The organism is Carnobacterium sp. (genome assembly GCF_040274425.1).
On the sequence record NZ_JBEMBC010000062.1, the window covers coordinates 1 to 15,910 of the forward strand.

Annotated in this window: 17 protein-coding genes, 2 rRNA genes and 1 other annotated feature; of the genes, 5 read left to right on the forward strand and 14 right to left on the reverse strand. The window is 36.3% G+C overall.

The features are described from left to right. The 3 genes from ABS911_RS11030 to ABS911_RS11040 all read left to right on the forward strand — a co-directional run. A partial coding sequence (locus tag ABS911_RS11030; protein WP_350467630.1) for a TQO small subunit DoxD occupies nucleotides 1-410 on the forward strand: 410 nt, incomplete at its 5' end. Nucleotides 411-643: 233 nt separating this feature from the next. Beyond that, a complete protein-coding gene (locus ABS911_RS11035; RefSeq protein WP_350467631.1) occupies nucleotides 644-1,213 on the forward strand; it encodes a Gx transporter family protein in 570 nt (189 codons plus the stop codon). Between the two features lie 40 nt (nucleotides 1,214-1,253). Beyond that, nucleotides 1,254-2,234, forward strand: a complete 981-nt coding sequence (locus tag ABS911_RS11040; RefSeq protein ID WP_350467632.1) for a polyprenyl synthetase family protein — start codon at nucleotides 1,254-1,256, stop codon at nucleotides 2,232-2,234. Between the two features lie 189 nt (nucleotides 2,235-2,423). Here the strand turns inward: ABS911_RS11040 and ABS911_RS11045 are convergent, their stop codons facing one another. The 12 genes from ABS911_RS11045 to ABS911_RS11100 all read right to left on the reverse strand — a co-directional run bounded on the left by ABS911_RS11045 (nucleotide 2,424) and on the right by ABS911_RS11100 (nucleotide 13,335). Beyond that, nucleotides 2,424-3,023 carry a sigma-70 family RNA polymerase sigma factor gene (locus ABS911_RS11045; RefSeq protein ID WP_350467633.1) on the reverse strand — a complete coding sequence of 200 codons (600 nt, stop codon included), beginning with the start codon at nucleotides 3,021-3,023 and terminating at the stop codon, nucleotides 2,424-2,426. A 107-nt stretch (nucleotides 3,024-3,130) separates the two neighbouring features. Continuing rightward, a complete protein-coding gene (locus tag ABS911_RS11050; RefSeq protein WP_350467634.1) occupies nucleotides 3,131-3,655 on the reverse strand; it encodes an NYN domain-containing protein in 525 nt (174 codons plus the stop codon). 33 nt (nucleotides 3,656-3,688) lie between these two features. After that, nucleotides 3,689-4,546, reverse strand: coding sequence for a 23S rRNA (guanosine(2251)-2'-O)-methyltransferase RlmB (rlmB, locus tag ABS911_RS11055; RefSeq protein WP_350467635.1), 858 nt, complete (start codon nucleotides 4,544-4,546; stop codon nucleotides 3,689-3,691). Beyond that, complete coding sequence (locus ABS911_RS11060; RefSeq protein ID WP_350467636.1) at nucleotides 4,533-4,946, reverse strand: Mini-ribonuclease 3; 414 nt, start codon at nucleotides 4,944-4,946, stop codon at nucleotides 4,533-4,535. The genes rlmB and ABS911_RS11060 overlap by 14 nt, the downstream gene beginning before the upstream one ends. A 7-nt stretch (nucleotides 4,947-4,953) precedes the next feature. Next, nucleotides 4,954-6,360 (reverse strand): cysteine--tRNA ligase, encoded by a 1,407-nt coding sequence (cysS, locus tag ABS911_RS11065; protein WP_350467637.1) that lies wholly within the window; start codon nucleotides 6,358-6,360, stop codon nucleotides 4,954-4,956. 31 nt (nucleotides 6,361-6,391) lie between these two features. Next, nucleotides 6,392-6,922, reverse strand: coding sequence for a serine O-acetyltransferase EpsC (gene epsC / locus ABS911_RS11070; protein ID WP_350467638.1), 531 nt, complete (start codon nucleotides 6,920-6,922; stop codon nucleotides 6,392-6,394). A gap of 50 nt (nucleotides 6,923-6,972) precedes the next feature. Further along, nucleotides 6,973-7,198, reverse strand: a binding site (T-box leader). A 29-nt stretch (nucleotides 7,199-7,227) separates the two neighbouring features. Beyond that, nucleotides 7,228-8,697 carry a glutamate--tRNA ligase gene (gltX, locus tag ABS911_RS11075; protein ID WP_350467639.1) on the reverse strand — a complete coding sequence of 490 codons (1,470 nt, stop codon included), beginning with the start codon at nucleotides 8,695-8,697 and terminating at the stop codon, nucleotides 7,228-7,230. 62 nt (nucleotides 8,698-8,759) lie between these two features. Then, nucleotides 8,760-9,257, reverse strand: a complete 498-nt coding sequence (gene ispF, locus ABS911_RS11080; RefSeq protein WP_350467640.1) for a 2-C-methyl-D-erythritol 2,4-cyclodiphosphate synthase — start codon at nucleotides 9,255-9,257, stop codon at nucleotides 8,760-8,762. Between the two features lie 20 nt (nucleotides 9,258-9,277). Continuing rightward, nucleotides 9,278-9,994, reverse strand: a complete 717-nt coding sequence (gene ispD, locus ABS911_RS11085) for a 2-C-methyl-D-erythritol 4-phosphate cytidylyltransferase (protein WP_350467641.1) — start codon at nucleotides 9,992-9,994, stop codon at nucleotides 9,278-9,280. Between the two features lie 11 nt (nucleotides 9,995-10,005). Then, entirely contained in the window at nucleotides 10,006-11,118 is a 1,113-nt protein-coding gene (locus ABS911_RS11090) for a PIN/TRAM domain-containing protein (protein WP_350467642.1), read from the reverse strand. 87 nt (nucleotides 11,119-11,205) lie between these two features. After that, nucleotides 11,206-12,576, reverse strand: coding sequence for a DNA repair protein RadA (gene radA, locus ABS911_RS11095; RefSeq protein WP_350467643.1), 1,371 nt, complete (start codon nucleotides 12,574-12,576; stop codon nucleotides 11,206-11,208). Nucleotides 12,577-12,795: 219 nt separating this feature from the next. Next, nucleotides 12,796-13,335 (reverse strand): dCTP deaminase/dUTPase family protein, encoded by a 540-nt coding sequence (locus ABS911_RS11100; RefSeq protein WP_350467644.1) that lies wholly within the window; start codon nucleotides 13,333-13,335, stop codon nucleotides 12,796-12,798. 228 nt (nucleotides 13,336-13,563) lie between these two features. On the opposite strand from ABS911_RS11100, the gene ABS911_RS11105 reads away from it, so the two are divergent. Both ABS911_RS11105 and ABS911_RS11110 read left to right on the forward strand, forming a co-directional pair. Next, complete coding sequence (locus tag ABS911_RS11105) at nucleotides 13,564-14,670, forward strand: ABC transporter ATP-binding protein (RefSeq protein ID WP_350467646.1); 1,107 nt, start codon at nucleotides 13,564-13,566, stop codon at nucleotides 14,668-14,670. Nucleotides 14,671-14,809: 139 nt separating this feature from the next. Next, complete coding sequence (locus ABS911_RS11110; protein ID WP_350467645.1) at nucleotides 14,810-14,986, forward strand: hypothetical protein; 177 nt, start codon at nucleotides 14,810-14,812, stop codon at nucleotides 14,984-14,986. Between the two features lie 346 nt (nucleotides 14,987-15,332). On the opposite strand, the gene rrf is transcribed toward ABS911_RS11110, so the two are convergent. Continuing rightward, nucleotides 15,333-15,448 (reverse strand): 5S ribosomal RNA (rrf, locus tag ABS911_RS11115). 89 nt (nucleotides 15,449-15,537) lie between these two features. Continuing rightward, nucleotides 15,538-15,910, reverse strand: a 23S ribosomal RNA gene (locus tag ABS911_RS11120); the annotation flags it as partial.

Consider the following 15,910-nt stretch of genomic DNA (forward strand, 5'->3'; position numbering starts at 1 on the left):
CGGAAGTTGCAAAACCTATCTTTGGTCTGAGCTACGTATATGGCGAAGAACCTATGATGGTTTTCTCAAAAGCTCCTGATTGGTTTAACAGTATTATGGAATTTATGATCCCTACTCCTGAAGTAGCTCTAATTTTCCAAAAGTTCATGACTTGTGTGGAAATTGCTATTGGTCTGGCTTTAATTGCCGGTTTATTCACTTGGTTAGCTAGTGCTGCTACCGTTGCTTTAGTTGTCAGCTTTGCTTTATCTGGTATGTTCTACTGGGTCAACATTTGGTTTGTCTTTGCAGCTATCGCTTTGATGAATGGTTCTGGTCGTGCGTTTGGTTTAGACTACTACGTGATTCCATGGATTCAAAAAGTTGCCGGTAAATGGTGGTATGGAACACCAAGATCTTTATATAAATAAAAATTTAAGTTTACTATAGTATGAATGGGTGAGTGAAGGTAGGTCTCTCTACCTCCACTCATTTTATTATGTCTAAAAAAGTCACTAACTCATGTGCCAAACTAGAAAAAATGTTAAGATAGAAGGAAGAATCCAATTGTTGTTCTTCTTTGTCTCTTGTTATTTTTATTCAATTATTAAAACAAGCAATCATTTAGTTAAACTCATTTTATAGTAGATAAGGGCTGGTGTTTATGACTAGAAATCAAAAACTTGTGTATATTGCATTATTGGCAGCTCAAGCTGTTATCTTAAGCTTAGTCGAACGAAGTATTCCTTTTCCTTTTGCTTTTGCTCCAGGTGCAAAACTTGGTATCGCTAACCTAATCACTATTGTCGCTATCTTTACTTTACCGCTAAAGGATAGTTTCACAGTAGTGTGGATGAGACTTATTATGACCACACTTTTAGGTGGTACATTATCAACCTTTATGTATAGTTGCGCTGGAGCTTTACTCAGTTATGTTGGCATGTTACTAGTCAAACAACTTGGTCCAAAACGTGTCAGTATCATTGGGATAAGTGCTACAGGTGGTATTTTGCATAATGTTGGTCAACTAGCTGTCGCAAGCTGGATTGCTCAAACATGGACGGTTATGCTGTACTTACCGATTTTATCTTTTATGGGTATTTTATCCGGTATCGCTATCGGCATTGCTGCTAATTATTTGATGACTCATGTACGCACCTTAAAAGACTTCCAACATCAGACACAACAATCCGATAAGACAAAGCGTCGAAACACCACTTATGTAAACTTTTAAATACTATGCCATAACTTTATGAAATGAAAGGGGAATACACATGCAGATTCATCCTATGTGGGAAGCCTACCCTGAATTACAATCTGAATTAATACAAACCATTGAATTGATAGATTCAAGAATTCATTTGCGAAATAAATCTATTGAACATGCTTTAGTTGATATGATGAACACTGGTGGCAAATTGGTTCGCCCAGCTTATACTTTGCTTTTTTCAACTTTTGGAGAAGATCACGACCCTAAACGAGCACGTGCTTTTGCTGCAGCTATTGAAGTGTTGCACATGGCAACTTTAATCCATGATGATGTTATTGATGATTCACCTAAAAGACGTGGCCAACAAACGATTCAATCAAAATACGGCAAAGACATTGCAGTATATGCTGGTGATTATTTATTTACTGTTTCATTTAAATTAATAACAGACTATTCTAATTCTATGAAACAAATGCAGATCAACACTAAAGGGATGGAAAAAATCTTGATGGGTGAAATTGATCAAATGCATTTAAGATACAATCAAAAAATAACGATTCGCAATTATTTGACTCAAATATCTGGTAAAACGGCTCAATTATTTGCACTTTCTTGTTACTCTGGAGCTTTAGAGAGTGGACAAACTGAACGATTTGCTCGAAATTGCTATTATATTGGAAGTCATATCGGAATGGCATTTCAAATCAAAGATGATATTTTAGACTATACTCAAACCACAGATGGTTTTGGAAAGCCTGTTCTAGAAGACGTAAGACAAGGCATTTATTCTGCTCCTCTTATTTATGCTATGCGTGAAAAAAATGCTCCTTTTAAAGAGTTGCTTGAAAAAAAAGATCAGCTAACAAATGAAGAAACAAAAAAAATCCAACAACTTGTCATACATTCTGGTGGTTTAGATGAAGCAAAACGTTTAGCTGAAAAGTATACCGATAAAGCTTTAAAACGAATTGATCAATTACCGGATAGTTCAGAAAAAGAAATGATCCGTAACTTAACCCTGTCATTATTAGATAGAACGATTTGATCTGACTTATTGATTAATCGTGTACTGCCCCCTAGAGTAAAAAAATAAAAGACAAGTTATCGGTTTTTTTCCGATAACTTGTCTTTTATTTGAAATCTTACGAGAATGGTAGACTATTTATTGTGGATGGATCCAATCTTTTGAGAAAGCGTTATCATTTAGTCGCATTTTTATTACGTTAAGAACCAACTAAGATTCTAGTACTAGTTTCATTTTGCGCTTACAACGATCTAAAGCATTTTTTATTTGCAGACTATCACACTGCAATCGCTCAGCGATCTCATCTATTTCTTTATTCTTTAAATAAGGAGAAAATACCTTTTGTTCTAGCTTTGACAATGTGTGGTGATACCCTGCTAATTTTTCTTTAACTTGTAAGATATCTAACGCGGATAGTCCTTCTTTTCCATTCATTATGTATTGAGGACTCATTCCTTTTTCTATCATACCATCTAATGACTCAGCGATTTTTTCTATTCTTCGTTTCTTAGCCATATCTTTTCGAATCAAGCTAAAAATATGGTGTTTAAAATTTAATTTGTAGAAGTTTCCGAACGTGTGCCCTTTATCTTGATCATACGTTTGAATCGTTTTGTGAAAGACTATTCGCGCTTCTTGCCATAAATCCTCTAACTCATAACTTTTAAGGTAGTATTCTTTCGTCAATTTTGTTACTAAGGGATGATAACGCTTAAATAAAATTTTGAATGGATACCCATCTCCGTTTTTAATCATGCGAATCAATTCTTCTTCACTCATAAGATAAATTTTTTCATCTTCATCTGCCAAAACTGTCCCTCCCTCTAGTGGCTATAGTAGTGTAATTCGACGAATAACATAAGTTATTTAGATTGTCTACCATTCTCGAAAACTTTCAAAATAACATATTCCTTATTCTAATGCTTTGTTAAATCATCTCTCAGTTTTTCTAGTCTATCTATTTGGTTATGCGACCAAGGCGAATTTCTTCGATAATTCTGTAAACGGTACTGTTGTGCATCTGCCTCAATGGCTTTTTTAATGCGTTTAACATCACTAAAAAGTTCATTAGCCGATTTTCTTAAAGCACCTTTTTGGAAAATGATCCATTGTTCTGCAAGATCACTTGTTGCAACAGTTACTTGTGTTAACAGAGTACTTTCTTTGCCAACAATGCGTTCAATATAACTATCCGCAGTTTCTCCTTCTTTCGTGAAAATAACCAATAATTGATATTTTTTATACGATTGTTGAATTCCAGGAACAAATTGGGCATCAAATACCACATAAATATCTATACCGGTATATTTTTGGTAATTGGATAATTCGTGCAATAAAGAGTCTCGAGCATCTTCCAATTTATCTTGGTTCTTTAGTTTTACTAAGTGTGGCCATGCCCCAATAATGTTGTATCCATCCACTATTAACAACTCTCTTTTCATGATATTTGACCCCCTTCCCTTTTAGTTTTTTAGTTAAATTTTATTTCGTCCACGGTACACTTCATACATCAATAAGCTTGCTGCTACACTAGCATTCAAACTTTGAACATGCCCAGTCATTGGTATGGTAACCATGCCGTCCATTTGTTCTTTGACTAAACGAGAAATTCCTTTTCCTTCGTTCCCCATCACTAACCCTATAGGTAAAGTAGTCTCCCATTGACGGTAATCTTGTCCTTCCATGTCCGTTCCATACAACCATAATCCACGCTCTTTTAATTCTTTGATTGCTTGTACAAGATTCGTTACACGTGCAACCGGCACATGCTCTATCGCCCCTGTTGAAGCTTTAGCTACGGTTGCCGTTAAACCAACAGCACGTCTTTTTGGAATAATGATTCCATGTGCTCCAATAGCATCAGCTGTTCGCATAATTGAACCTAAGTTATGTGGATCTTCAACGCCATCCAAAAGAATAAAAAAGGGATCTTCATTTTTTTGAGCGGCTACTGCGAATAAATCATCAATTGTTGCGTATTGAAAAGCAGATGCTGCCACAACTACTCCTTGGTGATTCATACCATCTACTAGTTGATCCAATTTAGACTTAGGCACAAATGAGATTTGAACACTGCGTTTTTTAGCTAAATTTTGAATCTCTTCCATTTTCGATCCGCTTAAACCCTCTTGTAGAAAAATTTTATTGATGTCACGTTCTGATTTCAACACTTCAATAGCTGGCAGTCTACCGGCTACTAAATCACGATCAGTCTCTTGTTCTTCTACTCTATCCTCAACCGGCTTTACCGTTTGTCTAGCTGGTCTTTTTGTAAAGGATTGTTTATTTGGTTGGTTATTACGTTTGCCAAAATTTTTATTATCTCTTGTCATCTTTTGTAGCCTCCACTTTTTTAATACACCATTGAATCAATTCTTCCATACGTTCCGTTCGTTTTGCTAAGTGTAGATAGCCCATTAATGATTCAAATCCAGTAGCTACCCGATACGTTGTGATATCCGCATTTTTTGCTGAAGTGTAACTTTTAGAATTTCTACCTCGTTTATACATTGTCACTTCTTCTTCTGTCAAAAAATCTTCTACCGCTAACATTTCATGCATCAAGAAACTTTGTGCTTTTGCCGAAACAAAATGTGTAGCTGTTTTGTGCAATTGGCTTGGTTTCGTGTAGCCTTGTCCGACTAGATAATCGCGAATATAGGTTTCATATATAGCATCTCCTACATAAGCCAACGCTAATCCATTTAATAATGCCCAATTTTTTTCTGTCATGTGTTTATTATCCTCTTCTCCATCTAGTACCTTGAGGGGTATCATCTAAAATAATGCCCTCTTCTTTTAACTGGTCTCTAATTTCATCACTGCGTTGGAAATTTTTTGCTGCACGTGCTGCATTTCTGTCTTCGATCAATTGCTCAATTGTTTCATCCAATAATTCTGTTGCCGCAAATGCAATACCAAAAATTTGGACTAGTTCTTGAAACTGATTCATCATGGCTTCAAGAACAACTTTAGAAACAACAGAACGTTCGCTATAAATGTTCATTGCTTTAGCCATTTCATAAACGATTGTAATACCGTTGGCAGAATTAAAGTCATCATCCATTTCTTTTATGAAATTTTCTTTGAATGATGTGAATTGATTCAATTGTTCTTGATCATCTGCCTCTGTTTCTACTGCATCTTTCAACCGGTACATTGCATTATCATAAGCTGTTTTTATTTTTGATAAATTGGCTCTAGCTTCTTCGATAGTTGTTTCATTGTAACTAATGGGCCTACGGTATTGAGTCGTTGCCATAAAGAAACGGACGATCTGAGGGTCTACTTGTTTAATAATATCGTGCACCAAAACAACATTCCCTATTGATTTACTCATCTTTTCATTATCCATGGTTACAAAACCATTGTGCATCCAGTAGTGAGCAAATGGGTGTCCAGTTTTAGCTTCACTTTGAGCAATCTCATTTTCATGATGGGGAAATGTTAAATCTTGTCCTCCCGCATGGATATCAATCGTGTCCCCTAAATATTTTGTAGCCATAACAGAACATTCAATATGCCAACCTGGACGACCTGCTCCCCAAGGTGATTCCCAACTAATTTCTTCTGCTTTAGCTGATTTCCATAAAGCAAAGTCTAATGGGTCTTCTTTTTTATTGTTTTCTTGAGCAGTTAAACGATTACTTGCTCCAACTTCCAATTCGTCAATTGAGATGTCGCTTAGTTTACCATAATCTTTAAATTTCCTTGTACGGTAATAAACATCTCCTTCTACTTCATAAGCATACCCTTTTTTTACCAGTACTGCTATAAAATCAATAATTTCAGGCATGTTTTCCATTACACGTGGATGATGAGTGGCTTCTTCTACTCCTAAAGCATGCGTATCTGCGTGATAGGCTTCAATAAATTTATCAGCTACTTCTTGAGCAGTTAAATCCAACTCTTTTGCTGTGCGAATAATTTTATCATCTACATCAGTAAAGTTTGAAATATACGCTACATCATATCCGCGATATTCAAGGTAGCGTCTGACCGTATCAAATGCAACGGTACTACGCGCATTTCCAATATGAATATAATTATAAACTGTTGGTCCACAAACATACATCTTTACTTTTCCTTCTTCTATTGGAACGAACTCTTCTTTCTCTCTTGTTAACGTATTATAAATTTTTAGCATAGCTACTCTCCTTTTCTACTTAAAGACACAATTAATGAGGGATTTTTTTTCCATTTATTTTCACTACTTTAGCAGGAATACCTACTGCAGTTGAATTAGGTGGCACCGTTTCTAAGACAACTGCTGAGGCGCCTATCTTTGAATCATTACCTATTGTTATAGGTCCTAAAACCTGCACATATGCAGATAACAATACATTATTTCCAATTGTTGGATGACGCTTCCCTTTGTCTTTTCCTGTTCCACCTAAAGTCACCCCATGAAAAATAATGACGTCATCTCCAACACTAGCCGTTTCACCAATCACAACACCCATACCATGATCGATGAAGAGTCTCTTGCCTATTGTAGCTCCAGGATGAATTTCAATTCCCGTTAAAAAACGAGAAAAATTTGCAATAATACGACTCAATAAAAATGCATTCCGCTGATACAAAAAATGTGCCCATCGATGAAAAATGATTGCATAGAAACTAGGGTACGTTAATAGGATTTCAAGTGTACTTTTAACTGAAGGATCATTCTGTTTGATTGTTTGAATGTCTTCTCTTAATCTCCTCATAGATTATTCCACCTTATTTTTTTTTACAAAAAAACAGCGTCTCTTATATTATAAAAGACGCTGTTGCGTGGTTCCACTTTTCTTTATCGCCTTATTTCTATTGATTAGACTAGGCAACCTTTGACACTGTAACGAGTGTTAACCGATAAGAGTCTACTACTTTTTTCAACCCTATAACTCAGAGATGCACTTCACCCAATAGCCATCGTCTGCTTCCACCACTACAGACTCTCTTTAGATTTTTATTGGGTTACTCTTTCTCATCATTGTTTTTCATTTTATTCAATTTATTTTTTGGTTTAAGATTATAGTTTTGCTAGTGCTGCTTGTAGATGTGCTTGAGCTTTTTCGCGGCCAAGTAGTTCGATCGTTGGTCCAATTTCCGGTCCATGTGATTGTCCTGTAACAGCTACACGAATAGGCATAAAGAGGTTCTTCCCTTTAATTCCGGTTTCTTTTTGTACTGTTTTAATCGCTTTTTTGATTTCATCTGCATCAAAAGGCGTAATTTCATCTAATTGTTTAGAGAAAGCTTTTAAAACTTCTGAAACTGTTTCACCTTCTAAAACTTCTTTTGCTACACTATCGATTGCGGGTTCTTCACTAAAGAACAAACTTGATAGTTCAACAATTTCTGCCCCGTAACTCATTTGTTCATGGTATAGGCTAACAACTTTTTGAACCCATTCTAATTTCTCTGATGATGCGTTTTCTTCAACGTAACCAGCTTTGATTAAATGGGGTAAAGCTAATGCTGTTACTGTTTCTAAATCAGCTTGTTTCATGTATTGATTATTGATCCATTCTAATTTTTTAGCATCAAATGCAGCTGGTGATTTGCTTAAACGTGCAGGATCGAACATTTCAACAAATGTATTATGATCAAAGATCTCTTCTTCTCCAACAGGTGACCATCCTAATAAAGAAATAAAATTAAACATCGCTTCTGGCAAGTAACCTAATTCACGGTATTGTTCAATAAATTGAAGAATATTGCCATCACGTTTGCTTAATTTTTTACCTGTTTCACTATTGATAATTAATGTCATGTGTCCAAATTGAGGAGCTTCCCATCCAAATGCTTCATAAATCATTAATTGTTTTGGTGTGTTCGCAATATGGTCATCTCCACGTAAAACATGTGTAATTTCCATAAAATGATCATCTACAGCCACTGCAAAGTTATATGTCGGCATACCATCACGTTTTACAATCACGAAATCTCCACCAATACTTTCTGCTTCAAAAGAAATGTGGCCTTTTACGATATCTTCAAAATTGTACGTGTTTTCTTTAATCACACGGTAACGAATAACTGGCTCAATACCTGCTGCTTCTTTTTCTTTTTGTTCCTTAGCTGTTAGGTTTGCACATTTCCCGCTGTAATGAGGCATTTCTCCTCTAGCTCTTTGTGCTTCACGTTCTTCTTCTAACTCTTCTTCTGAACAGTAACATTTGTACGCACGATTGCTTAACAATAATTGTTCAACCAATGGATCGTAGATCTCTCTACGTTCAGATTGGCGGTAAGGACCAAATTCTCCTGGACTATCTGGACTTTCATCCCAATCCATTCCTAACCATTTCAAGTTTTCTAACTGGCTGGCTTCTCCACCTTCAATATTGCGTTTTAGATCAGTATCCTCAATACGGATGATAAAGTCTCCACCATTGTGTCGTGCGAATAAATAATTGAATAATGCTGTACGAGCATTCCCAATATGTAGATGTCCTGTTGGGCTTGGCGCATAGCGTACTCGAACTTTTTTTGTCATAATTTATATCCTCTTTTCTTTCTATTTTTTATATCTACTGAACCTAACTTTACTAACTAGAATTAAAGGAGTGATGGCTTGTTATCTTGCCTTTCTAATAAGCAAATTGCCATTGCTGCAATACCTTCATTTCGTCCAATAAAACCCATTGTTTCAGAAGTTGTCGCTTTAACGTTAACATGTTGGATACTTGTTTGACAATCATAAGCTATGTTTTCTTTCATTTTCTCTAAATAAGGAGCCATCTTCGGGTTTTCAGCTACGATTGTGGCATCGATGTTGCCAATCGTATAACCTTCTATTTTCAGTTCGCTCCATACTTTACGGAGCAACTCTCTCGAGTCCACATCTTTAAATTGAGCATCAGTATCGGAAAAATGGTGACCTATATCTCCTTTACCCCCAGCTCCTAAAAGAGCATCTATAATAGCATGAATGAGCACATCGGCATCAGAATGACCTTCTAATCCATATTCAAAAGGAAGGGTTACTCCACCAATGACTAAGCATCTATCACTGACAAACTGATGGACATCATACCCTTGTCCTACACGAATCATAACCTAACCTCCTTCTTCTTCTACTTATCTTGCTGTTCTCTATGAAGCAAAATAGCTTTTCCAGTTACCATATCTTCAGGAGTGGTAATTTTTATATTGTCATAAGATCCTTCCACTACTAGAACAGCCTTTTCCAATCGTTCAACTAATGACGCATCATCTGTTCCTAAAAAATTATCTGTTCTGGCTTTTTCATGTGCTTGCAAAACGACTGAACTATCGAATGCTTGAGGAGTTTGGATTTGCCATAACTCACTTCTTGGCAATGTAATCTTAACTGTATGGTCTGAGTGAACAGCTTTGATCGTGTCTTTTGCCGGAACTCCTAAAATAGCTGCTCCGGTTTTTTGAGCTGCTTCATTTAATTGATCAATAGCTTGCTGTTCAATGAAGGGCCTTGCGCCATCATGAATCATTACAAGACCTGATGATGTTTTATTTTTCAATTTTTGCAGTCCTTTATAAACGCTATGCTGTCGCTCTGTGCCACCTATAGCGATGGTAATCGACTTTTCATTAGACATCTGTTCTTGTTGCAACAAGTCCGTGATCAGCTTAACCTCATCTTCTTTTACAACTAGAATAATGTGACTACAATTTTCATCTTTCAAAAATAAAGTCAATGGGTATTCAATCAACGGCTTATCTAGTAAAGGCAATAAAATTTTATTCTTAGAAGATCTCATGCGTCTTCCGTGACCAGCTGCCAATAATATCAGCTCATAGTCCTTATTCATCGCACCAGCTCCTAATCTTTATCTTTAATGCCTTTTTGAGAATGAACCGGTTTTGCAAATATCATTCGTCCAGCTGCTGTTTGAAGCGCACTGGTTACGACAACTTCAATTGTTTTGTTCATAAAGTGTTGGCCTTCTTCAACAACGATCATTGTTCCGTCATCTAAGTATGCTACTCCTTGGCTACGTTCTGTTCCAGCTTTAACGATCATGACCGTCATATTTTCACCAGGGATTACAACTGGTTTTACTGCATTAGCCAATTCGTTGATATTTAATACGGGCACATTTTGAAATTCACTTACTTTATTTAAATTGTAATCATTCGTGACTACAACCCCATCTAATAATTTTGCCAGCTTAATCAGTTTACTGTCGACTTCTGTGATATCTTCAAAATCGCCATCATACATTTCAACTTGCATATCATCTTCTTTTTGCAAAGCGTTTAGTATATCTAACCCTCTACGTCCACGCACTCGCTTCAAGCTGTCCGATGAATCTGCAATGTATTGCAATTCTTGTAATACAAAGTTAGGGATCAAGATTGTTCCTTCAAGAAAACCTGTTTTGGCAATATCGTAAATTCTTCCGTCAATAATCACACTAGTATCTAGTATTTTATATTTACGGAATGTTTCATCTGCTAGCCGCTCTAAGACTTTCCCATCTTCATCTTCGGTATTTCTTTTTGTTTTTACCTGGAATAGCTTACGCCATTCATCTCGGCGAGTTGTCCCAACGCGGAAACCTAAATAAGCAAAACCTATAACTAAGATAATAGGGATTACATCACTAACAACTCGAATATTCATACCAATTAGAACCACACTAATTAGCCAAGCCAGCACCAATCCTATGATTGTTCCTAAACTCCCAAATAATAAATAGGTTACACTTTGTTGACTTAAAAAAGTTTCGATCTTTCTAAATGCTTGTTCAATGTACGTCACCGATAAAAAAGAAATAAATAAAAATATAATAGCACCAATCAGAATATTCGTGACTACATTGTTAACATATGGATTTTCAACCCCTGCCATATTCCATGCAATTGGCATTAAACTTGCTCCAATACTTCCACCGATAAGAATAAATATACCGGTTATGATTTTTTTAACCAAAACTATTCCTCCTTCATAAATGGTATTCCTGTCTTATATGAAAAGACAGGAACTTGCCCATTTTATTTTTTATTGCTTAGTTTATCCTTAAGAAAAAGCTTTCTTTATAGCTTCAGCTATCGTCACAACACCAATAACCTCTACATTTTCTGGAAAAGACCAACCGCCTATATTGTTTTTGGGAATCATGATTCGTTTAAACCCTAATTTAGCAGCTTCATTTACCCGTTGTTCAATCCGGCTGACTCGTCTGATTTCCCCAGTTAAGCCAATTTCTCCAATAAAACAATCGGTTTCTTTTGTTTCTTTTTCCTGATAACTGGATGCCACACTAATGGCGATAGCTAAGTCGATAGCTGGTTCATCCAATTTAACGCCGCCTGCTGATTTTAAATAGGCATCTTGGTTTTGCAGCATCAGTCCTGCTCTCTTCTCTAGAACAGCCATAATTAAAGATACACGGTTATAATCTAATCCACTAGCTGTCCGCCGAGCATTACCAAAAGCAGTAGGAGTGATCAACGACTGGATTTCAGCTAAAATGGGACGCGAACCTTCCATGGAGGCTACTACAGCGGAACCTGTCGCTCCAGATAAACGTTCTTCGAGAAACATTTCCGAAGGGTTCAGCACTTCTACCAAACCGCCTTCGCGCATTTCGAAGATCCCAATTTCATTAGTTGAACCAAATCTGTTTTTAACTGCTCTTAAAATACGAAAAGTATGATGTCTTTCGCCTTCAAAGTACAATACCGTATCTACCATATGCTCCAACATTCGTGGACCAGCAATAGATCCTTCTTTTGTAACATGTCCTACAATAAAAATAGCAATGTTATTCGTTTTGGCAATTTTCAATAAATCAGCTGTGCTTTCTCTAACTTGAGAAACACTTCCTATTGCTCCGGTAATGTCTGCTTGATTCATTGTTTGAATAGAATCAATAATAACATAATCAGGCTTTAAGTCCTCAATTGTTTGCCTTATCGCACCCATATCCGTTTCAGGGTAAATATAAAAATCTGCACCTTTTACACCCAAACGGTTCGCACGCATTTTAATTTGACTTGAGCTTTCTTCCCCACTTACATATAAAACTTTTCCGCCAGCTAAATTCAACTGTGCTGAAACTTGCAGTAAGAGTGTTGATTTCCCAATACCAGGATCTCCACCTATTAAAACCAACGAGCCCGGCACCACTCCGCCGCCTAAAACACGATTTAATTCTTTTAGCTTTGTTTTTACTCTAGGGACTTTAGATACTGTGATGTCTTGAATTGCTTCAGCTTTAGCGGTTTTACCAGTCATACTTACACGACTTCTACGATCATTTTTATCCGCTACTATTTCTTCTTCCATTTGATTCCAACTACCACAGTTTGGACAGCGTCCCATCCATTTTGGCGATTCATACCCACATGCTTGGCAGACAAATTTAGTGATTTTTTTTTTTGCCACTTATTCAGCCTCACCTTCTGAGTTTTTAAAAACGATTTATCTTATTTTAACATAAATGCGATTAGAATAGGCATTGAAACAGACAAAAGGCAGATAAATTCAAGCATTCTTCAACAGAAATTCATAATCTTGCTTTACCTGCTTATACCTATTCATAAATCGATTCAACATTTTAATCATTCAGGAAAACCATATCATCCTTCTACTCAAATGATTCTATTATCTACCCGAAGAACCAAAACCACCTGAACGAACTTTCCCATTTGCTTTGTCCGTATCGGCTTTTAAAAATGACATAAATATACCTTGGCCAATTCGATCTCCTTTTTTTATTACATGATCGGTTAATCCATAATGAATAAACTGAAAATAGATATGCCCCTCATTATTTTCATTATTGTAATAATCTGAATCAATAATACCGACTCCATTTGGTAAGATCAATTGATGTTTAATTGGGTTACTTGAACGATTGGCTAATTGTAAATACTCATCTTCTCCCATGTATGCTTTGATACCGGTTGGGACTAATGTTGATTTTAAATACTTTTTATCTTCTTCTATAAATGTTACATCTGTATTCTTTTGTTTTATTACCCGGGCAATGCTTTTTACTATAACTTTCCAAATAGAAGGTACTATGATATCCTCTGCTGCTTCAAAATCATAGCCTGCTGCATGATTTGTTGCTCTTATTGGTAAATGAATCTCTTTCGTTTTATAAGCTGTTATTACTTCAAATCCACGTTTCTTTTCCATATTTTAAAATTTCCTCATTTCATATCCTATTCGGTAACTGTTTAATTATAACAAAAAATACGCTAACTAGCGATTCACTCTATTCAATTACCTCTTAATCCATCTATGGGCAACTTGCACAAATAGCGCTTAGTTGTTTTGTGCAGATTCCCCTTTTGAAAAAATAGCGTTTACATTATGATTACATTATAAGAAATTAGCTATTAATAGAGAGGAAATGTGAATAGAATGGTAGAAATCGCACTTAAAAATATTAATAAAAAATATGAAAATAACGAAAATTATTCAGTAACAAACTTTGACTTAAATATAAAGGATCGTGAATTCATTGTATTTGTTGGACCTTCAGGATGTGGAAAATCAACTACTTTACGTATGGTTGCTGGATTAGAAGATATCTCAGAAGGAGAATTATATATTGGAGATAAACTAGTTAATGATGTTGCTCCTAAAGATCGCGATATCGCAATGGTTTTTCAAAACTATGCTTTATATCCTCATATGACGGTATATGATAATATGGCTTTTGGTTTAAAATTACGTAAGTACAAAAAAGAAGAAATCAAACAACGTGTTGAAGAAGCTGCTGAAATTTTAGGATTAACAGAGTTCTTGAAACGTAAACCTGCTGCACTATCTGGTGGACAACGTCAACGTGTTGCTTTAGGACGTGCTATCGTTCGTGATGCTAAAGTATTCTTAATGGATGAACCTCTATCGAATTTAGATGCTAAATTACGTGTAGCAATGCGAGCTGAAATCGCAAAATTACATCGTCGTTTAAACACAACTACGATTTATGTAACACATGATCAAACAGAAGCAATGACGATGGCAGATCGTATCGTTATCATGAAAGACGGATTCGTTCAGCAAATCGGAACACCTAAAGAAGTCTATAATACACCAGTTAACGTTTTCGTTGCAGGATTTATTGGATCTCCGGCAATGAATTTCTTCGATGTTACTTTAACAAATAATATTATCTCTAATGGTCAAGGGTTATCTATCACACTTGACGAAAGAAATGCAAAAAACCTTGCAACTAAAGGTTATGAAGGTAAGAAACTTATTTTTGGTATTCGTCCTGAAGACATTCACAGTGAACAAATTGTTTTAGATGCTAATCCAAATAGTATCGTTCATGCTGAAGTTGTCGTATCTGAATTACTTGGAGCAGAGACTATGCTTTATACTAAAGTTGATGGCACAGAATTTATTTCAAAAGTTGATGCTAGAGACTTCCATAATCCTGGAGAATTTATTGATTTATCCTTTAATTTAAACAAAGCACATTTTTTTGATACAGATACTCAAGAAGTCATCAACTACTAATAAAATAGATAATAAAATCGAATCGTAACACACTCTTAAAGTTAGTGTGAAAAGCTAACTTTAAGAGTGTGTTTTTATGGTTGATGTAGTACATAATCTGCTCCCTATCATTTTTTTCAGGAAAGGAGTTCCCAGTTACATGAAATTTTTAAGTGGCGTTATTGCTATTTGTTGTGCTTTGTGGCTGCATGTTTATATGTATGGATTAGAACAATCCTCTTCTGCAGGCTTCAATAATGTTTTTAATTTTTATGCGTTTTGTTTATTTTCATTAGGGATCGTCTCTATCTATTTATCGTATAGAGAAAAAGAATAGTTTCTTACTCTAGTTGTATTTTTCAAATTGTTTCACGTGACACAATTTATTAGGTCTATAATTTTTAGTGTTGATAGCTGAATCAAACTATTGTTGCTTGTGGCCCTGTATAGGATTCAATGAGAATTAGAAACCATTAACGCTTCAGCGATTATGGTTTCTTTGAAGCTTGAAATCCGGTAAGAATACAGGCTTATTGGCGGTCCCATGCTCCAAGCAAACCCGTCCATTCCAGAAGAAACTTCATTTTGAAGCATCCACACGATTTGTCAAACAACCATTTGTTAATCAAACTTAACCACAAATACAAAAAAAGACACCATCCGAAGATGATGTCTTTTTGGTTGCGTGGCAACGTCCTACTCTCACAAAGGGAATCCCTTCACTACCATCGGCGCTAAGAAGCTTAACTTCTGTGTTCGGCATGGGAACAGGTGTGACCTTCTTGCCCTCATCACCACACAATTTCAATCGAAAGTCCGTTGGACTCTCAAAACTGGATAAAGTCAAAAGTGTTTTCGTTTGCTTACCTTCGTACACCGGGTATTGCTTTGGTTAAGTCCTCGACCGATTAGTATTGGTCCGCTCCGTATATCGCTATACTTCCACTTCCAACCTATCTACCTGATCATCTCTCAGGGGTCTTACTCACTTACGTGATGGGAAATCTCATCTTGAGGGGGGCTTCACGCTTAGATGCTTTCAGCGTTTATCCCGTCCACACATAGCTACCCAGCAATGCCCTTGGCAGAACAACTGGTACACCAGAGGTGTGTCCATCCCGGTCCTCTCGTACTAAGGACAGCTCCTCTCAAATTTCCTACGCCCGCGACGGATAGGGACCGAACTGTCTCACGACGTTCTGAACCCAGCTCGCGTACCGCTTTAATGGGCGAACAGCCCAACCCTTGGGACCGACTACAG